This window comes from Virgibacillus subterraneus (assembly GCF_900110695.1).
Taxonomy (GTDB): Bacteria; Bacillota; Bacilli; order Bacillales; family Amphibacillaceae; genus Lentibacillus; species Lentibacillus subterraneus.
This window is the reverse complement of record NZ_FOEH01000003.1, coordinates 74,480-94,790: the sequence shown is the minus strand read 5'-3', so window position 1 is coordinate 94,790 and position 20,311 is coordinate 74,480. Positions and strand designations below refer to the sequence as shown.

Below are 20,311 nucleotides of genomic sequence, written 5' to 3'. Positions count from 1 at the left end.
TCCTAATTCGATTAATACCTACACCATTATACACTACTCACCAATTCGAAAAAACTTATATTGAATATTTGAAGTCCATGCTGTTGAATCCTCATACGACCAATAACGGTTCCGACTATTATCAGTATGCGCGTTTACCAGTGGCATCCCGTTTGCGTCTTTTGCCACAACAATTGTATTATGATCCCACTTACCATTTCCTTGGAAATCATAGCAGATCACATCACCAAGTATTAGGTCCCGTGCTGATTCCATTTCTTTTCCTTTTAACCCTGCTGTTGACCCACTTAAATACCAGCGCATGGAGTGTGCTACCGCCCAACTGAAACTCCAGTTATCCGCTTGATACCACCAACCACTTCCACGGTTAGGAAAGCCACGCATTGGAGCGCCTCCAGCACGTAAACATTGTGATATATAATTCGTGCAATCTACATCGAACTTACGGTAAGCGGGATTATAACTATTCCACCAGTGTTCGGCATATTGTACTGCAGCACGCCGATCATAAGTAAAGCGTTCATCAGCTAGATTGCGAATTTCATCTGTTTCCATTGATGGTGTATCGATTGTTAAAACTTTTGGTTCTACTACTTTATGATCTTTAATCTCCCCTTCTTCTATCCGAAACTGAAACGGAATAACCTGTTCTTCCCTGATGAATTGATCTTCTTGTTTCATTAAAAAAGATAAATGCAATAAATATTGATAGCTTACTTTATTGGAGTAGCGAAGTTCTTCAAAAAATTGCCCCTTCCCACTAATTCGAATAATTTCTGCATCCCTATCATTACATACCATTTTCTTTCGTTCCCACCAACCCTCATCAACCTCTTTTCCTTGAAAAAAATTTAGCCATATATCCTTAATTTTCTCCATAAAAAATCCCCTCCACTTTGAGTATATGGAGAGGACATATGATTAAATGCAATTATAAGAGCTTTTATCTAGCTTCATGGGCAAGTAAATATTCTTTTTTATCAAGCCCACCATTATAACCAACCATTTTACCATTTGCGCCAATAACACGATGGCATGGGACAACAATAGAAAATGGATTCTTATTTACTGCACCACCAACTGCACGAACCGCTTTAGGATTACCAATTGCAGCCGCAATATCTTTATATGTTTTCGTTTCACCATACGAAATAGTGTCGTACAAAGCTTGCCAAACTTTATGCTGAAAAGGTGTGCCATGGAAAGAAAAGTCAAATGAGAAAACACTGCGTTTTCCGTTAAAGTAGTCTTGAAGTTCAATTTTGACATAATCAACTTTCCCTGGTTTATGGATAAATATCGGATTGTCAAAATAACGTTCGCTCCACTTTCCCATTTTCGCTTCCATTTGATTAAACGATCCATATTCTATTCGAACAATGTGTTCACCATCACTAATAATTGTCAACGGACCAACTGGTGATTCCATTTCATCATAGTATAGTTCCATATCCAAATCCTCTTTCCTTATATTTTTTAGTAAGTTTAATGGAAGTTTGCTGCTATTTATCAGTGACATAATGTGGAAAATACTTGAGTGCTATGAAACCGCTCCGGAAATACACCTCGTTTTTCGCGGGCGACTGGTGAGCCCCACTAAATACTACGAAACGGTTACCCCTTAATCTATATCTAAGTTTATATCAACTACTTGTGAAAATTCATTCCTTAAAATAAGCAACACCTTTTAGAGAACAGCAAAGCGTATTACGTAGTGGAAAATTCCTGTTGAAAGTTCAATCCTTTTTTCATTTCAAATAAAACCTGTTCATCTGTTTCTTTTTCCATTGCTTCAGTAATTGCTTCAAATGCTTCATTGGTGCCGATTTTACCAAGTGACCATGCAGCGGTACCGCGTATCACCGGACGAACATCATTTTTCATAACTGCAATCATTTCCTCAACAGCCGTCACGTCCTTATAGTGGCCAAGGGCAATGAGAGCATTTCGCTGTAACGGTTTCTTCCCTCGCCAGGAACCCGCTATATGACCAAACGTTTCCTTAAATTCTCGGTTGGATATCCGTAGCATTGGCTTTAATTTTGGTTTTGCAACATCTGGCTCCGGTTCAAGCTCTGGATGATTATGAAAGTCTACCTTTTGGTTATACGGACAAACAACCTGACACGTGTCAAACCCATAAATGAAATTACCAATTTGTGAACGGAATTCATCTGGCATAAAGTCTTTTGTCTGAGTTAAGAAAGCAAGGCAGCGCTGTGCATTTAACTGTCCGCCTTGAACGAGAGCTCCGGTTGGACAAGCATCCAGGCATTTTGTACAGGAACCGCACCCATCTGCAAGCGGCTTATCAGGGACAAAAGGTATATTCGTAATCAGTTCACCAAGATAAACATATGATCCGAATTCAGGTGTAATAATAGAAGTGTTTTTCCCGCTGAATCCAATACCAGCACGTTCTGCCACCGCACGATCTGATAATTCACCTGTGTCGACCATCACCTTATTTACTGCATCAGGGAATTTTTCCTCAATGAAGGCAGAAAGCTTCTCAAGCTTTTCCCGTAAAACAACATGGTAGTCAACACCCCATGAGGCACGGCAAAATATCCCGCGACGTTCATCTTTCGTGCTTTTTGGTGAATCCTTAATTCGTGAAGGGTAGGCGATTGCAATTGAAAGAATCGACTTCGACTCTGGTAATAACCGCTCTGGTTCCGTTCTCTCGTCTACAGACCCTTTTTCGAAGCCTGATTGATAGCCAAGCGACTGCTGACGCCGTAATCGTTCTTTCAATTCACCAAACACATCAGCAGATGCAAACCCTATTTTATCGATGCCTATATCCTTGCTGTAGTCAATAATCTCCTGCTTCAAATGGTCTGTATTCAACGGTAAACCTCCCTTCTATTTTTGCGTAACTTTTGCTGTACGAATTCTATTCAACACAGCAGCGATTTCATACCGGCGTGGTCGTGCGATATCACCTGGATGCTGATTTTTAAATGTCGTAAATGATGCTAATCCGCTTTTATCCATCTGTTCTTCCAGATCATCCAGTAGTTTATTTAACGATTTAGCACCAAGCCCGTTGGTTCGATCCAAGAATTGAATAACTTCTGTAATCATGCGTGTTTGTGAAGAATCCACTAGTTGCTCGGTATCATCAAATGAAATATCCGTCCGACCCATAATAATTTTAGTTAAGCCTTTTGCCTGTGTTTTCGGACGACTTCCTTTTTTGGTCTGCAAGGAACCCTGCTGAAAGTAACGCTTAGCTACATCACCAAAAGCTTCGTCCGATAAGGTATCGCGGTCTAATGGGTATTTTTCCATTATTTCCTTTGCATCATTCGTTACATTATAAGGGACATATGCTTCCATCATAATAATCGAATCCGCTACAGCAAAGTAATCACCGGAACCTCCCATAACGAGAATTGTTGATACATCAAGCTGATCACGCAATTGTTTTATTTTGTCAATAAACGGTGTGATTGGCTCTTTATCCTTTTTCACAAGCTGCTGCATTCGATGATCACGGATCATAAAGTTCGTTGCGCTGGTATCCTCATCGATTAGCAATGTAGTAGCTCCTGCTTCTAATGCTTCCATTACATTCGCTGCCTGCGAGGTACTTCCGCTGGCATTTTCAGTCGAGAAGAATTGTGTATCCTGTTTGTGTGGTAAATTATTGATAAATGGTGAAATGTTAACACCAGTAACTTGCCGCCCATCTTCTGCACGAATTTTCACAGCATCAGAATCAGTAAGTACGTACTCACGTCCATCACCTTTTGTATGTGAATATACACCTCGCTCTATCGCCTGTAAAATCGTGCTTTTACCATGATAACCACCACCAACAATGAGTGAGATACCTTTTTTGATTGCCATTCCTTTAACTGGTTGGGATTGGTGCGGCAACTGAATTTCTACTTCATCTGCAGCAGGACTTTTAAAAGGAACTGCATCTTTTAGTGGTCGGTTACTAATACCGCTTTCCCTTGGCAAAATCGAGCCATTTGCAATAAATGAAATCCAATCATTATTATGCATTTCGCTGCGAATAGCTTCCTGCTGATCGGCAAGCTCGATAACCTTATTAATTTCTTCATCAGTTATGGTAAGAATGGAATCTTTAATTATCGTCGGAATGGCATTTGAAAATAACTTCTCCGCCTCTCTTCCATTAATTTTTCGTCCATTCGCCGGTAAGCCAATAGATATACATACCGTTATTGATGCTGAATCAATTTGAACAGCGCTCCGCTCTAGAACTTCCTGTCCAGGCTTATCAAAAAGAATCTGTCCACTCTTTCCAGACCCCTTGATAAACTGTCCACCCTTTGCCACGGCTGTACCAACTTTGCGAGCAAACACATCCTCTGCAGCAATTTTGCGTGCCTGAGATTCGAGCCACTCCCTTTTGGCCTGCCGCTTTTGAGCTGGAATGACAACACGTATTTTGGATGGTGTAGCGAATGGATCTCCCTGCACATAATCTATATATAAATCAAAATCATCAAATGTGTAGTGACCCTGAACACTTTTATATGCTTTATAGCCCTTACCATCAATATGTTTCAAGTTTTGCATTAATTTTTTCATATAAAAATCCCTCAAATTATCGTATTTATCTTAAGAATACAACGTAAATTGATATAAGTTCAAGTTCTACAATGAAAAAACGCAATGCTTCGTAGGATATGTTACGAAACACTGCGTTATGACTTATGTATGGAGCGGGTGATGGGAATCGAACCCACGATATCAGCTTGGAAGGCTGAAGTTTTACCACTAAACTACACCCGCATTTCACCCGTATATTATGTACGATGGATGCTCCCTTTTCGGGCAGTTAAGAAAGTATAAATCCTTTCTTACTGCATAAGTGCAACTAAGGCTTTCGCCATTAGGGCTTGGCGACAAGCCAAGTTTTCTAAGGAACACTACACATTATACCAACTCTATCAAATCGAATCAATAGTTTTTTTTATTTTTTAAACTTAGCTTATCGACAATCGAACATGAATGAACATTTTTATAAATAATGCCACTTTTCTTCATCCACGTTCGATTGTAATTATAAGAAATAACAGATTAAATTATATTGCACAATTCTGTACACCACATTGGTCACAAACAAGCAATCTCCTAAAATAGCTCATATCTTTAAGTATAAAGTGTTTATTTTGATTGTCTATAATCCCTTGTTCTTTCCATTTATTCACAATACGGCTGACTGTTTCTCTTGATACAGCAATATGTTTGCTAATATCCTGAATCATAATTGGATTAGTTAGCTGTATCCCTTCCGGAGTATCGACACCACATATGTTAGAATACCGGACAAACACAGATGCAACAGCACCTTCTGAGCCAAATGCGATGTAATCACGCATTTTTGCTTTACTAGCTTCCAGATTTTCAGCTACCCAGCGCGTAAAGTGAAGACCTATTCTTCCATTCTGTGCTAAGATCTCTTCAATTTCATGACGTGTAATCGAATACAGCTTACTATCCTGAACAGCTTGTGCTGAATTGGAATAATTATCTCCACTAAAAATGCCTATTTCACCGAATCCATCATTTTTGCTGCGTGTGAAAATAGTAATATCTTTATTTGAACCAAGGTTTTTAAAGATTCTTATCTCACCCTGTTGTATAAAATACAAATGATTAGCAGGACTTCCCTCTTCAAAAATAAATTCACCTTTCTTAACGTTTATTTGTTTTGAATTTTCCATTAGAACACCGTATTCATGTTTAGTGAGTCGTTCCAACATTGGTTCCAATTATGGTCGTGCCTCCTTTCACTAACTTACTATACCCATTATAAAAGGAAAACAAAACAAATTCCGTGATACTTGTCACTATTCAACAAAACATTTACATAAAGTGAAAGAAGATATAAAATAGTCATAAGTTTCAAGGAGGGGAATAGTATGTCTGTCTATCCAGTGATCATGTCACAAACAAATTTTGTACACCGTGATGACCTTACATATCCATATGAAGAGCGTGGATTACAATTTGGTGATGGTGTATATGAAGTAATCCGCATCTATAATGGCAAGTATTATCTGCTTAATGAGCATGTAAACAGGCTGTTTCGATCTGCGGAAGCAATTAAAATTGAGTTACCTTTCACCAGAAAGGAAATAACAAACTTGCTGCAGAAATTATTAGAAAAAAATTCTATGACAACAGATGGAAAGCTATACTTACAGGCATCACGCGGTTCTGCACCACGTGAACACACTTTTCCAGCCGATGTTCCAGCAAACGTTTATGCATATATGGAGGACTTTCCTCGTAATCTTAAAAATTTATCCGATGGGGTTTCTACGATTACGCAGCGTGATGTTCGTTGGGAAAATTGTTATATTAAGAGTTTAAATCTATTGCCTAATGTTATCGCAAAACAAGAGGCAAAAGAGAATGGCAGCTATGAAGCTATCCTTCATAAAGATGGAGTTATAACTGAATGCAGTTCCTCCAATGTTTATTTAGTAAAAGATGGAAAAGTTTATACTCACCCAACCACAAATAATATTCTACATGGCTGTGTACGCATGCGTATAGAAAAGTTCACGCGCGATTATAATATACCACTAATAGAAGAGGCTTTTTCTATCAGTGATATATCAGCAGCTGATGAATTATTCTTATCCAGTAGTACTTCAGAAGTCTTGCCGATTGTTAAAGTAGATAACGATACGATAGGCAATGGCCGTCCGGGAAAGATTACAACAAGACTTCAGGAAGCGTACGAGCTGGATGCCAACCTAATCAAACATAAAGTCTAGTCTTTTGTTAATCAAAAGGCTTTTCTTTTTAATAGTAGATATCTACAAGGAGGTCAATTCATGAATACAACGAAACGTCCACTAACAGCTGAAGATCTACTTAATATTGATGTGTACAGTGACCCCCAGTTCACACCAATGGGAGACGCCTATACATTTGTTTCCACAATAGCCAACAACGACAATGAATATACATCACAGTTGTTTTTTCAAAAATTAACTGAGACTAAACCTATCCAGTGGACCTTTGACAAAGCAAAAAATAACAACCCTGCCTTCTCACCTGATGGAAAGAAAATCATTTTTCAATCAACTAGGAGTAGTCTTCCACAGTTATGGATGATACATACAGATGGAGGTGAAGCAAGGCAGATTACAACATTTAAGAACGGTGCTACTAACCCTGCCTGGTCTAAGGATGGCAAGTATATTATTTTCAGTGCATCACTAGAAAAAGATGATGACGTTACAGTCCAAAGTGAGCAATCAAAAGACGAACGTCAAAAGTTAAAGGAAGAAAAAAACCAGACACCAATCGTAATCAACCGCTTGGATTACAAATCAGACGCGCAAGGATTTTATGATAATAAGCGAACACAGCTTGTTTTGTTCGACATCGAAAACGAAACATTCGAGCAATTGACAATAGCAGATGCGAATCATAACTTTGAGGATATATCACCTGATGGAAGACAGGTTTTGTTCACTGCCAACTTGAATAATGATGCAGATTATGAACTGACAAACGACCTCTACCTTCTTAATCTTTCAACAAAAGAAACAAGAAAATTAACGAATGGCCATGGTGTATACAGCAGTGCACAATTTTCACCAAGTGGTGCAAAAATTGCCAGCTTTGGCCATGAATATGCGTACCAGGGTGCAACACTAAATGACCTGTATGTGTTTGATACAGATACAGGTGAAAGGACATGTCTAAGCAAAGAGTGGGATATCCAATTGGGTGATGCATTGATTGGTGATACCAGACTTGGTCAGTCAACAACAGGCCCAATTTGGGACGAAGAAGAAAAGCAATTATTTTTCCTGGGAACTGATTTTGGCGCAACTGGACTATATCAAGTGAACCTGAATGGTGACCTAAAAGTGCTGTATAAAGACGACAACCATGTTTTTGGCTTTTCATACAAGGCTGGCACATTCATCCTTGGTATTAGCACTCCAACAAACCCGTGCAATTTCTATCAATTGAATAACGACGGGAAGCTAACACGATTAACCAACGCGAATCAGGTATTTCTGAGCGACGTATCATTAAGCGAACCAGAAACACTAACTTTCAACACCGAAGATGGTTGGGAAATACAAGGCTGGCTATTACGTCCATATGACTTTGAAGTGGGCAAAAAATACCCATTCGTACTAGAAATTCATGGTGGTCCACACGCAATGTACGGCCAGACATATTTCCATGAGTTACAATTACTGGCAGCAAAAGGCTATGTCGTTTTGTATACTAATCCGCGTGGCAGTCACGGGTATGGGCAGTCGTTCGTTGATGCCTGCAGAGAAGATTATGGTGGAAAAGACTACACCGATCTGATGAATGCAGTTGACTATGCATTAAAAGAATATAACTTTATCGATGAACAGCGGCTTGGTGTAACTGGTGGCAGCTATGGCGGCTTTATGACAAACTGGATCGTCGGCCATACAAATCGGTTTAAAGCTGCAGTTACCCAGCGCTGCATTAGTAATTGGCTAAGTTTTTACGGAGTAAGCGATATTGGCTATTTCTTTACAAAGTGGGAACTCGGTAAAAATTTAATGGATGATCCTACTAAACTATGGAATTTCTCACCATTGAAGTATGCTGAAAATGTGGAAACACCACTGCTTATCGTTCATGGTGAGCAGGACTTGCGTTGCCCAATCGAGCAAAGTGAACAAATGTACACAACATTGAAGCATTTACGTAAAGAAGTTGAATTTGTCCGTTTTCCAGGAGCCAACCACGAATTAAGCAGAAGCGGAAAACCGGAAATGCGAATTGCCAGGTTAGACCACATAGCAGGCTGGTTTGAAAAATATTTGTGATGTTCTCGATTAATATACCACATTTGCATTTCAGGTAGATAAAACCCCAGTAAAAAGGTTTTCCCCCAAATAAGGAGGAAAACCTTTTTACTATCATTCGCCAATATATTGTTGCAGAAATGAATTCAATTTATTAATATATTTCTCTTTTTTTGTAGCAAAAGCTTCTCCATGACCTGCATCATCTATCGTCATAATCTCCGCTTCACTTTTCGTATTTTCATATAATTTATATGCCATTTTAGTTGGAACAAACGAGTCGGCATTACCATGGATATACAGGATTGGCACGTTAGCTTTCTTCACTTGTTCTAATGAAGATGCTTCGGTAAAGGAATAACCCGCTTTCGCTTTAGATACTAGACTTGTACTTGGCAATACAGGGAATGCCGGAATGTTATACATTCGATTCATCTGATAGGAAAACATATCCTCTACACTTGTATAGGGACTATCAGCCACAATTGCCTTGACGTTATCAGGAAGCTCTTCCCCGCTTGCCATTAACATTGTTGCAGCCCCCATCGAAACACCATGAAGGACAATTTCCGTATCTTGTCCATATTCTTTTACAATCCGATTGACCCAATCAATATAGTCTTTTCGATCATGCCAGCCAAATCCAATGTACTCACCTTCACTTGCACCATGGCCTCTGGCGTCTGCCATGAAAATGTTATAGCCAAGCTTTTCATAATAATATTGACCGTACAATCCCATGTCCATCGCATTGCCCAGGTAACCATGTGCCATAACGACAATTTTATTCGTAGGTTGTTTTGCCTCTAAAAAATATCCTCGCAGCTTCAATCCGTCATAGGAAGTCATTGTCCATTCATCAAAGTCCTGATCACCAACCCATTTGCGCCAGTCACCTTCAAGGAATACATCCATTGCTTCAGCGGAAACTTCCAAATCTTCATTTCCTTGTAAAAAATCCTTTTCATTACGGTCGATTGCTAAATTATAAAAATAAAAGCTTGCAATAATATCTATAATAAGTAGAATACTTAAGATTCCTACAGAAATTTTTAGCCATTTTTTCTTTTTCACAACAGCTCTCCTTTCTATAATACTCTAACTCTATTATACTAAAAATTAATAACAATTTCGCCCTATACAGTCTGGTACTTCTTTACAATGGAAAAGTGGCTGGGACAAAAGTATTTAGTTAAAGTAAAATCCGAACTATGATTCAAAATTCTTGAATCAGTTCGGATTTTTTGCAGTTAAGAATGTATAGCTACATTCTTACTGCATAAGTGCAACTATGGCATTCACCAAAAGGCTTGGTGAATGCCTAGTTTTCTAATGTTGCTGATTAGATATAAAATGCGAAGTAACTAAGGGAGTCCTATTGGAAGCATTTCGTGAGGCTCCCTAACCACGCAGTTGGAATATACTCGCTTTCCGTGGGCTCACCACGAGCCTCCTCGCTCTCAAAAAACGCTCCCTGTGGGGTCTCTTAGGCTCGCTGTCCCACAGGAGTCTCGCATATTCCAACTGCTAGTTTAGTGGTATAAAATCTTGTTTTTTTAAGTGCTAGTAAGCAAAGCCCAGAGGAATTCACGTAGACTCCTGTGGAAACTGAGGCCTAGATGAGACTACGCAGCGACGTGGGAGCAAGGAGGCTCATCAGCCGCCCTAGGTGCGCGAAGTGTATTTCCGGAGCGGCATCATAGCACTCAAACTTTTTTTAAATTACTTCGCAGTTTATTTTAATTACGTATTAGATTCAACCATTGGTAATGAACGTTCTAAATAACCTATCCTGCTATTACTCGTCTTTAAAATAGAGACTTTTAGCTATTTCCCAGCCTCGTCACCTCAAGCCAATTAGGGGCTTAATGCTAAGGTTTAATTTAATATATAAATATTAATGCTTCTTAATTCATTTAAATAATAGTATGATAAAAGAAATACAAGCTACAAAAGGGAGGAATTTAAAATGAAAAAAATCTTTTACTTGTCTCTTGTATTGTTGATGATAATGCTGATGTCATGTGGTAATCCAGAACCTAAAATCTCACAAGATAGTGCTGAATCTATTGTAATTGAAAAGCACTCCGGAGAAACAGGAAAGGTAATAATAAAATCTATCAACCACAAAAATGGAAAGTATATCATTGAATGGGAAAATGAAGAAAACTGTGAGAGCGGTGTGGATCATGTCGATGACCAAAACGGAGAGATACTAAAAGGCGAAGTCACCATGTGTTAGATAATTAGGGGTAACGATTTGCATAGTTACCCCATAAACATCGACCCCAATTACTTACTTTGCTAGATTAGTAATTTCATTTTTTAATTGATTTAAGTTATAACCTTCAAGGAAATTCTTTATAATGGATAACTCTGTAACAAATTCAACAGTTTCACCTTTAGCTTGTCCTACAGTTTTAAAGTGTATATCATCGTCATGAACCACTGCGGCTTCTGGTAAATCATTACTAACTATTTGATTTGTCACTAATTTAACTTGATTGTCACTAGAAATTTTGATTTGGAATGGCTCGATCGCACCGTAATAATTTCCAAACAATTCATCTTTTTTAAGAAATAGGACATATTTACTTCCTGTCTCGGGTTTTACGTAATAAGGGTCTTTTATATCAAACAGCGTTTGTTGATTATCTTCATTAGTATATTTATGCTGTTCTTGGTAAGCGATATTTACTAGAATATCATTCTCGCTTTCACCGACTATTGTTTCTTCCACTTTAAAATTATACAAATGACAAATAACGTTCAGTTGATTCTTTTTCTGGATCCTGTCTATTTCTTGCCATATTCCATTTGTCTTCGAGGTTCTGATATTCACCCAATACAATTAAATCACTATTTTCAGCCAAACTTTCTAATGATTCTCCAATTTGGTAATCTCCACCAATAGTTACCGTAGCGTTAGGTTCATCTTGACTACATCCTATCAACGTGAATAAAGCTATCAGTATAAATACTAAATAAAATTTTTTTATCATTATTTCACCCCATTTGATATTTATTATCAATAAATCGCATCAATACCATTACGATCATCGAAGGTTGGTTCTATAAGTTCTGTTCTATCTCTTGAGGTGTTCATGATTGCATAGTTGGATGTATGACTAAGACCAGCAGCGTGTCCAATTTCGTGAACAGCCGAACTCTGCCTTACTCTTGAGTTGCTTCGTATGGCATACATAGAACGATTCAGTCGTCCCTTAAATCTTGTTACATCATTGTCAGAATCGTAATAGGTGGTCATAACTCCATACCTAGAACTACTGGTTGTATATTCATCTGTTAAATCATTCATTGAACCAGGAGCGCGATATAACCTCCAGTAATCTTGTTCATTATTCCACACACTTACAGCTGACCCCCATGATGAGTTAATATAAGGGTAACTAGATGTTGTTTTGAAAGACATGTTACCTGGGAATTCCCATCCCTTTGTAGTAAATGCTTCTACAGTTGGTGATAAATTTGGATTGACAAAGGCGAGACAACAAACGACGGCTAAGGATAATAATGCAGGTACCTTGTAAATCAATTTCTTCATAAATCCTACCTCCTAATTTAGCGTTATGTAGGAATTATAACCCATAACAAAAATAACCAGAATAATTTTTCTGATATTTTTTAATATTATTTCAATTATTTAAATACCGTACGCATGCCGTGAATGACGCCGTACAGAGGCTGGGACAAAACTCAGTAAATTAAAATAAGCGTGGCACTCACCCGTGTAGGTGACGTACCACGCTTTTTTATATAATCATTTATTTTTACTAAACAAAAAGAACCCCTTTTGATAGAATAAAGTCACTACACAATAACTATCGGAGGGATTCTTATGTTTAAAGATTATAACATAAATCAAGTTGTTTTGCCGCTAGATTTAGAAATAAAATTGGATAAAAATGATATTGCCTATGCGGTAAATGATGTTGTAACACAGGTTCCGGATGAAGCGTTCGCTACCTTTTCCCGTGAAACCGGGTGTCCAGCCTACCACCCCAAAATGATGATGAAAATAATCTTGTGTGCCTACACGCAGTCAGTTTTCTCAGGAAGAAAAATCGAAGGGTTACTCAAAGACAGTGTGCGTATGATGTGGTTAGCGCAAGGATATGAACCAACTTATCGAACCATCAATCGTTTCCGTGTCCATCCAGAGGTTAAAGAAATACTGCGACAGTGTTTCGTGCAATTTCGTTGTCAGCTGGTGGAAGAAAAACAGATTGATGAAGAAGCAATCTTTATTGATGGAACCAAGATTGAAGCAAATGCCAATAAGTTTACGTTTGTATGGCGTAAATCGACTGAAAGGCACAGCGCAAATTTGGTGGAAAAGTCAAACCAAATGTATGATGAATTATTAGAAAAAGAAATTATTCCAGGTATTGAACGCGAAAGTTCGGACGAACTTTCCACGGATGAACTCACAAAAGTAGTGAAACAACTGGACGACGAGGTAAAGACCTACGACAAAAAGATAGAAGCTAGTGAGGTCGGCAGCGAGCGAAAACAAATTCGATCGGAGCGTAAAACACCCAAATATTACTGCAAACAATTTAAGGATTTTGTAGCGCGTAAACAAAAATACCAAAACGACATGGAAATCTTTGGAGAACGCAACAGTTACTCGAAGACGGACCATGATGCCACTTTTATGCGAATGAAAGATGATTACATGAAGAACGGTCAACTCAAAGCAGGCTATAATGTGCAGGCAGCGACGGAAGGACAATATGTGCTCGCTTATGATGTATTTCCGAACCCGACAGACACACGCACCTTCATTCCATTTCTGGATAACATAGAGGATAATTTCTTTAAGTTGCCGAAGCATATTGTCGCTGACGCAGGGTACGGAAGTGAACAAAACTACGAAGATGTCATGGAGAATCGAAAACGCACCCCATTGATTACATATAACCAGTATCGAAAAGAGAAGAAAAAGAAACACAAGAATAATGCTTTTCATACAGCCAATTGGGAATATAACGAGGAAGACGATACGTTTACCTGTCCAAATGGAAAACAATTGATGTTCAGCTATGTGTCCAATCGAACAGACAAATATGGACTGACACGAACGTTTAAAGTCTATGAGTGTGAGGACTGTTCAGATTGCCCATTGCGTTCTCAATGCACCAAAGCGAAGGAAGGACATAATCGAAAAATTTATTATAACGAAAAATGGGAACACCAAAAAGAATATATTAGGCAACTGCTTTCGGAAGAGGAAACTGGTGAGATCTACGGCAATCGTAAGATTGATGTGGAGCCAGTCTTCGGATTTTTAAAGGCTAATTTGTGCTTCACTCGTATGTCCGTGAGAGGCGAAGAGAAAGTAGAAAATGAATTAGGATTTGCATTCATGGCGGTAAACTTGAGGAAGTACACCGCCATGAAGATAAATCAACCAATAGATCATGAAAATAACCCAACGAAAAATGGTTCCAATCATCAAAAATCGATGATTGGAACCATTTTTAAGTTATTTTTGGCTAGTTATGTCCCAGCCTCCTCATCCTTCACAGCCCTAATTCTTCTTTCACTTCTTTTATCTGTTCCGTGTGCCGCTTTTCATGGTAGCCAACGAATGGTATCCACTGTTTTAAACTCATTTGTCCGAATACCGGGTGTGGAGATCCTTTTTCCGCCAGTTGTCTTTCATCCGATGTGCCAGCTAACTCCGACAGCCCATTATGTGTCGCTTCTAGCTTCTGTTTTAATTCTTCAAGCGTAGCAAAAACTTCACTAGGCTCCACAAATTTTGGTGCATCCACTTTTCTGCTCCGATCAACAGACAACTCGATTGGTTTATCAGCTATATTAACTACTTCACCATAAACCAGCTGACTTCGGATGTTATTTGTGATTGCTCCCTCCATTAGATACAAGTGCTCAAGCACCTGTTTTATCGACCATCTGTCTTCTGAAGGTTTTCTGTTTAAATCCTCATCTGAAATACCGTTTACTTCTGCTAAAAGTTCTTCACGTGCCTGATTATTGATTTCCAATCCCATCACTCCTCACATACTTTTATTCTATCAGTGATATAATTTTTTGAAAGTAATAGCCGGTCACACATGCCTTTTTTCCATTAAATGAATGCCAACTCCAGTCATCATGACACCCATTAGCAATAATATACTGATTGGAAATAATAAATCTTCCACTGGATAACCATAAACGGCTACACCATTTAACACTTCCATTCCGTACGTAATAGGAACAATTTTTGATAAAAATAGCATAAACTGGGATTGAACAATTTCAATTGGCCAGTACGCCCCGCCAATCATTGCCATACTCACAGCCACAATTGGAATCACTGCATTAAATTGCTGCACAGTTTTAACCAAGCCTGTTATCAAAATGGATAGAGCTACAATTGCAAAAACATATGGAATAATCACAAGCAGCGACTCAATAAACCTTCCTTGAAAATCAACACCAATCCAATAACGAAATACCAGAAATACAATTGCCACCTGCAAATATCCAGTGATAAACGTATAAACGAAATTTGCTGTATACATTTCCCACTTCCGAACTGGTGACAATATAACTCTATCCCAAATGCCATCCTTCTTTTCAGTCAATATATAGAATACATTATAGGCAATCGTATAGATTACAAAAAACAATGTAAATCCGAATAACGTATGGAATGTATTATCAATAATAACCGCATTTGATCCCCGGAAATTGTTTGACTGTATACCAAATACCGGTTCATCTAAAGCCGCTTCCAATTCATCCTGAACCTGTTCTTTTTCACTCGATGTTGTTGCATCCGCCTCGGTAAAAATTTGGCTATATTGTGCTTTTTTCGTGTAAGCTTCTTTTATTGTTTGCTGAACCATCTTGGTATTTTGCGATGACACTCCAACAATCACATTAAAATCGTTTTCCTGGAGTTCTACACCAACCTCAGCTTTTCCGCTTGAGATCTGTCCCATCATCTCTTCTTCAGAAAGCCATTTAAAAGAATATGCATCAGATTCATCTAACATTTCACCTACCATCGACTCACGGACAGATTCATCAGTTGCATAAAGCGGAACACTGATTGTTGTAAAGTTTCCGGATCCTCCTAAAATAAGGGCAAAACCAACCGACATGACAATCATAATCAGAAATGTCCATGGATTTCGCATAAACATTTTTATTTTTGCTAAGAAAATACCTTTCATGCCGTTTGCCCCCTCTTTGGAAAACTAAGTGCCGCAATCACAACGATCGTAACTGAAAATAGGCAAAGGAAAATAACATGCTCCCAAATTGAAGAAATAGGCTCGCCTCTAAGCACACTAAGATAAGCTGTCATCCCCGCACCATTAGGCGTTAAATTACCGATAAATTGAATCGTTTTGAAGGAATCTCCTATCGGAAAGAAGCTGCCCCCTAAAAAGGCAATAATCGTAATAACAATTGATTGAAAAAAGTTCGTTACTAATTCCGAATTAATCCGATAACTAATAGCAGTAAGCAAAACGGACAAACCCCCAACCGCTATTGCCAGACCAAATGTAACAATTAAGAACGCTAGAATATTCGGCCACGCTACCCCAAAGAGGATCCATGACACACCAAACACAATTAATAAATGAAGAAAGCCAAATACAGTACCAGCAATTAATACACCTGAAAAATAAATCCACCTAGACACGTTGGCCAAAATAATACGGTTAAAAACGTGAAGTCTTTTTTCTAGAAAGGCATAGGAACCTATTGTTGATGCGAGAAAGAGAACATTCATGACAGCCATACCAATTGCATAATAATTCTTAGCTGTCACAGGCTGCGTTTGGTCAATCGTCGTTATTTCACCAGAAATCGCTTCTGAATCAACCTGGATTGCGTCCACCGAAATGCCTTTCTCACCAACAAAACTTGTTAGCGTTAATTGTTCCTGAAACTGCTGTAATACTTCCAGAATAATCGTTGACCCCAGCTGTTTCCCTTCGTTACGTGATACGTTTAATGAAGTCTCGGCATTCTCCATGCCAAAGAAATTTTGAAGTGTGTGATATGTGAAATTTTCTGGAACCTCAATAACTGCAGTATACGAATCATCATTTAGAATTTTGTCGCGTTCAGTAGGCTTAGCACTTTCCAGTTGTACTAACTCCTTTAAACCCTCACTTCCAAAAACGGATTCTTTTAATAGTTTAATAGGAGCTAACTCTCCTGTAGCCGCTTGAATCGCTTCCACTCTTTCAGGAGGCACTCCACTGTTTTCGATATCATTTATAAATCGGTTAACCTGTTCCGTTTCATCTCCATGCTCAATAATAGCAACCTTGGCATCGATCGTAACTTCTTCACCATTCATAACATTCCCAAGCGCTGCACCTAAAATTGCAATTAGAATAATCGGGAGGCCGAGCAGCAGAAGCAGCTGCTGAGGATTGCGAAACAATGTTAACCCTATTTTTTTCACAATCTGCCAAATCATAAAATACTCTCCTCCCCTAGTCCCGTAACGCTCTTCCGGTAAGATGCAGGAACACATCCTCCAATGTTGCCTCCTGAACATCAACTGAATTCAATTCAATTTCAGCTTCCTCTGCATACTTCAAAAGTGTACCGAACGCTTTTGTTCCTTTTGGCACAATTATCGTCACAACTTTCTCACCTTCTGTGACACTATTTATCGTTGCATCATTCCGAAGCAATTGGACAAAAACTTCATTTATCCGGTCAGACTTGATTTCAATCGTTTTTTCAGCTGAAAGAATTCGCTTAATTTCTTCATTCGTTCCAGACGCAATAAGGTTACCCTGGTCCATAATATAAATACGGTCACAAAGGAATTCCACTTCTTCCATATAGTGACTTGTATACAATACAGTCATCTCTTTTTCACGGTTAAGCCGTTTCACCGTCTCCAGGATGTAGTTTCTCGACTGTGGATCAATCCCAACTGTTGGTTCATCCATGATGATTAACTGTGGATTGTGCAGTAGCGCAACACCGATATTCAGACGCCGCTTCATGCCGCCTGAAAACTTTTTCACAACATCTTTGCGCCGATCTGTTAAGCCAATCAGCTCTAGCACCTCTCCAATTTTCTGCTTCAGTTCCACACCTGACAGCCGATAAATTCTGCCAAAGAACTGCAAATTCTCTTCTGCAGTCAAATCATCATATAATGCAATCTCCTGTGGTACCATGCCAATCACATTCCGAATTGGCCCGGGGCTTTTAATAATACTGGAATTCTTAAACCGCACATCACCTGTTGTCGGTTCAACTAAGGACGACAATATGGAAATCGCCGTTGATTTCCCAGCACCATTTGGTCCCAGCAAACCTACAATTTCACCTTTCTCGATAAACATATTCAAATTTTTCACAGCGTAAAATTGTTTAAATTTCTTGGATAAATCAACTAACTCAAGCATCAACTTCTTCCTCCTCTTAATTTATTATACGATGTCTTGTTAACGTCGCATACTGCCTCAAGTCACTAATAGTTATAAAAAGAGGATGACCTGAGTCACTTTTATCGTTTTTCTATTGATGTTCGCCCTCCTTCTGTTGATGTCCACGCTCTTCTGTCGATGTTTCCGCTATCCTATTGATATTCACACCCTTCTGTTGATGCTTTCCCTCCTCTACACCCACATAAAAAAACTCCCCACTTGCGCAGGAAGTCTACTAGCCTATATCATGTTTTACCGCAAAGATAGCCAGCTGTGTGCGGTCGCGCTGACCTGTTTTTTGCAGGATTTGTGTGATATTGTTTTTCACGGTACCGATCGATAAATATAGCTCTTCTGAGATTTCTTTGTTCGTTTTTCCTTCGCCAATCAAACGTGTTATTGTTAATTCCCTTGAGGTCAGATCAACATTAATTGCGGCATTGTTCGATGAACGTTCCAATAAACGTGGCATCACTTTTGCCGCTACTTCTTCATGAATTGTTAAACCCCCGCTCATACAACTGTAGACTGCAGCAATTAATTTAGTCGATTCCGATGTTTTTAATAAAAATCCATTTGCCCCTTCTTTTAACGCTTGAAGAGCATATTCGTCGTCGTTAAACGTAGTCAAAATCAAAATTTTAACCTCTGGCCATTGATTCTTTATCTTGCTTGTCGCTTCAACTCCATTGACCACAGGCATCCTCACATCCATCATGATAAAATCGACCATATGTTTTTCCAGAATATCCAAAGCACGCTGACCATTATCCGCTTCATGGGTTACTGTAATATTTTTGTCTTGTTCCAATATTACCTTCAGCCCCTGCCTAACAATCGCCTGATCTTCAACTAGCAGCACACGAATCATTACTCTTCCCCCTCATTCACAGGCATCGTCCCCAACACAACAAATTTTTCTTCTGTTTGATAAACGTATAGTGTTCCATTAACTTCTTCCACTCGGTCTTTCATATTCGATAGTCCGAATCCAAATTTGAACGGGACTGCATCATAAATCTGATTTAAAACTTCCAACGAAATGGCTCCTGTCGCTGACCTCCCCAAATTAATATGTACTTCCTTTGATTGTGCATGGCGCATTGCATTGGTTAATGCTTCCTGAATGACCCGATATAAAACAACACTTTTATTATTGTTAAACGGAACTGACAGCACCCCTTGCTTAATGGTGAACTGAACTTGAATGTTACTCTCTGCTTCAAGTTTACGAATCAAGTGAACAACCGTAGCCAGACCTTCATGTTCCTCACTTTGCAAAGCTTTTACAGCTTGCCTTGTCTGATCAAGACTACCCTGTGCCATTTCCTTTAATTCACTATATTCCGCTGCATTTTTTTGAATAGACAGTATTTCCAGTTTCATAATCAAAGCTGTTAATCGATATCCTACCGAATCATGAATATCCCGGGCAATTTTCGTACGCTCTTCAAGACGGGCATCCCTTTCTGCCACCAAGTTCATCCTTTTTAATTTACGATACTCACCTGACATCTGTTCATACAGCTCATGTTGCTCATTTTTTTCCAAATACAATCGGTTAACAGCAGTTACCATAAAGTAGAAGAAACTGGATAGAATAATTAATTCAACAACACTATTATTAAAATAAAAAACCATCATTATGGATAATGCCAAATTAAAAATTAAATAGATTGTCAAATGCTTTTGCTTATGGCGATACACGGCAATAATTGCTAGAAAAAATAATAATAAAATTGAGTATGTAACTTCATCTATCAACATAATTCCATGAATAAAGATGATTACAGACAGACTAATGTAAAGAAAAAGCAATTCTTTCCGAATAGATAGAAAGAAAAATAATCCTAACGCAAGTGCTGCAATCAACAGACTTACAGATTGATTTTCACTGTGCCTAAAGATCAGCAAGGTCCAAAGTCCACAAAATATTCCAAACCGTACCCAAAAAATGCTCACTCAATTATCACCTGCCCCGTAAAAAAGACTATCAGAATTCTATTAATTTGGAAATAACTTCTTTAATAGTGTATCTTATACTATAATAAT

The 20,311-nt window shown here is 38.6% G+C and carries 18 protein-coding genes, 1 tRNA gene and 1 pseudogene; 4 read left to right on the top strand and 16 right to left on the bottom strand.

The window, feature by feature from the left end:
- Positions 1-33: 33 nt before the first annotated feature.
- From BMY13_RS10125 to BMY13_RS10100, 6 genes are all read right to left on the bottom strand, one after another.
- A complete protein-coding gene (locus tag BMY13_RS10125) occupies positions 34-879 on the bottom strand; it encodes an amidase domain-containing protein (RefSeq protein ID WP_092493542.1) in 846 nt (281 codons plus the stop codon).
- Positions 880-943: 64 nt separating this feature from the next.
- Positions 944-1,450 carry a methylated-DNA--[protein]-cysteine S-methyltransferase gene (locus BMY13_RS10120; RefSeq protein ID WP_092504366.1) on the bottom strand — a complete coding sequence of 169 codons (507 nt, stop codon included), beginning with the start codon at positions 1,448-1,450 and terminating at the stop codon, positions 944-946.
- Positions 1,451-1,707: 257 nt separating this feature from the next.
- Positions 1,708-2,853, bottom strand: a complete 1,146-nt coding sequence (gene queG / locus BMY13_RS10115) for a tRNA epoxyqueuosine(34) reductase QueG (RefSeq protein WP_092504364.1) — start codon at positions 2,851-2,853, stop codon at positions 1,708-1,710.
- Between the two features lie 15 nt (positions 2,854-2,868).
- Positions 2,869-4,572, bottom strand: coding sequence for an ABC-ATPase domain-containing protein (locus BMY13_RS10110; protein WP_092504361.1), 1,704 nt, complete (start codon positions 4,570-4,572; stop codon positions 2,869-2,871).
- Between the two features lie 130 nt (positions 4,573-4,702).
- Positions 4,703-4,776: transfer RNA gene (locus BMY13_RS10105), tRNA-Gly, on the bottom strand.
- Between the two features lie 293 nt (positions 4,777-5,069).
- On the bottom strand, positions 5,070-5,750 hold the full coding sequence (locus tag BMY13_RS10100; RefSeq protein WP_245736093.1) for a Crp/Fnr family transcriptional regulator: 681 nt from the start codon (positions 5,748-5,750) through the stop codon (positions 5,070-5,072).
- Positions 5,751-5,909: 159 nt separating this feature from the next.
- Here BMY13_RS10100 and dat point away from each other — a divergent pair, with 159 nt between their 5' ends.
- Together dat and BMY13_RS10090 are read left to right on the top strand one after the other, a co-directional pair.
- Complete coding sequence (gene dat, locus BMY13_RS10095; protein WP_092493537.1) at positions 5,910-6,773, top strand: D-amino-acid transaminase; 864 nt, start codon at positions 5,910-5,912, stop codon at positions 6,771-6,773.
- A 60-nt stretch (positions 6,774-6,833) separates the two neighbouring features.
- Positions 6,834-8,831, top strand: coding sequence for a S9 family peptidase (locus tag BMY13_RS10090; RefSeq protein ID WP_092504356.1), 1,998 nt, complete (start codon positions 6,834-6,836; stop codon positions 8,829-8,831).
- Between the two features lie 93 nt (positions 8,832-8,924).
- Here the strand turns inward: BMY13_RS10090 and BMY13_RS10085 are convergent, their stop codons facing one another.
- Positions 8,925-9,884 carry an alpha/beta hydrolase gene (locus BMY13_RS10085; RefSeq protein WP_092504353.1) on the bottom strand — a complete coding sequence of 320 codons (960 nt, stop codon included), beginning with the start codon at positions 9,882-9,884 and terminating at the stop codon, positions 8,925-8,927.
- An 895-nt stretch (positions 9,885-10,779) separates the two neighbouring features.
- Here BMY13_RS10085 and BMY13_RS10080 point away from each other — a divergent pair.
- On the top strand, positions 10,780-11,052 hold the full coding sequence (locus tag BMY13_RS10080) for a hypothetical protein (protein ID WP_092504351.1): 273 nt from the start codon (positions 10,780-10,782) through the stop codon (positions 11,050-11,052).
- 54 nt (positions 11,053-11,106) lie between these two features.
- Here the strand turns inward: BMY13_RS10080 and BMY13_RS10075 are convergent, their stop codons facing one another.
- From BMY13_RS10075 to BMY13_RS10065, 3 genes are read right to left on the bottom strand one after another with little or no spacing between them, the layout of a single operon-like run.
- A complete protein-coding gene (locus tag BMY13_RS10075; RefSeq protein WP_139184815.1) occupies positions 11,107-11,550 on the bottom strand; it encodes a hypothetical protein in 444 nt (147 codons plus the stop codon).
- Between the two features lie 7 nt (positions 11,551-11,557).
- A complete protein-coding gene (locus BMY13_RS10070) occupies positions 11,558-11,812 on the bottom strand; it encodes a hypothetical protein (protein WP_092504347.1) in 255 nt (84 codons plus the stop codon).
- Between the two features lie 26 nt (positions 11,813-11,838).
- Positions 11,839-12,375, bottom strand: a complete 537-nt coding sequence (locus BMY13_RS10065; RefSeq protein ID WP_092504345.1) for a matrixin family metalloprotease — start codon at positions 12,373-12,375, stop codon at positions 11,839-11,841.
- 294 nt (positions 12,376-12,669) lie between these two features.
- Here BMY13_RS10065 and BMY13_RS10060 point away from each other — a divergent pair.
- A pseudogene (locus BMY13_RS10060) lies at positions 12,670-14,368 on the top strand (IS1182 family transposase).
- Here the strand turns inward: BMY13_RS10060 and BMY13_RS10055 are convergent.
- The 6 genes from BMY13_RS10055 to BMY13_RS10030 form a co-directional block, all read right to left on the bottom strand.
- Positions 14,357-14,851 carry a DinB family protein gene (locus BMY13_RS10055; RefSeq protein WP_245736083.1) on the bottom strand — a complete coding sequence of 165 codons (495 nt, stop codon included), beginning with the start codon at positions 14,849-14,851 and terminating at the stop codon, positions 14,357-14,359. The pseudogene BMY13_RS10060 and the gene BMY13_RS10055 overlap by 12 nt on opposite strands.
- Positions 14,852-14,908: 57 nt before the next feature.
- Entirely contained in the window at positions 14,909-16,024 is a 1,116-nt protein-coding gene (locus tag BMY13_RS10050) for an ABC transporter permease (RefSeq protein ID WP_092504343.1), read from the bottom strand.
- Complete coding sequence (locus tag BMY13_RS10045; protein WP_175476769.1) at positions 16,021-17,289, bottom strand: ABC transporter permease; 1,269 nt, start codon at positions 17,287-17,289, stop codon at positions 16,021-16,023. The genes BMY13_RS10050 and BMY13_RS10045 overlap by 4 nt, the downstream gene beginning before the upstream one ends.
- A 16-nt stretch (positions 17,290-17,305) precedes the next feature.
- The gene (locus BMY13_RS10040) at positions 17,306-18,238 is read right to left on the bottom strand and encodes an ABC transporter ATP-binding protein (protein ID WP_092504339.1); all 933 of its coding nucleotides are present in this window, start codon (positions 18,236-18,238) and stop codon (positions 17,306-17,308) included.
- Positions 18,239-18,494: 256 nt separating this feature from the next.
- Complete coding sequence (locus tag BMY13_RS10035) at positions 18,495-19,130, bottom strand: response regulator transcription factor (protein ID WP_092504337.1); 636 nt, start codon at positions 19,128-19,130, stop codon at positions 18,495-18,497.
- Entirely contained in the window at positions 19,130-20,221 is a 1,092-nt protein-coding gene (locus BMY13_RS10030; RefSeq protein ID WP_092504335.1) for a sensor histidine kinase, read from the bottom strand. Before BMY13_RS10030 ends, BMY13_RS10035 begins: the two co-directional genes overlap by 1 nt.
- Positions 20,222-20,311: the final 90 nt, after the last annotated feature.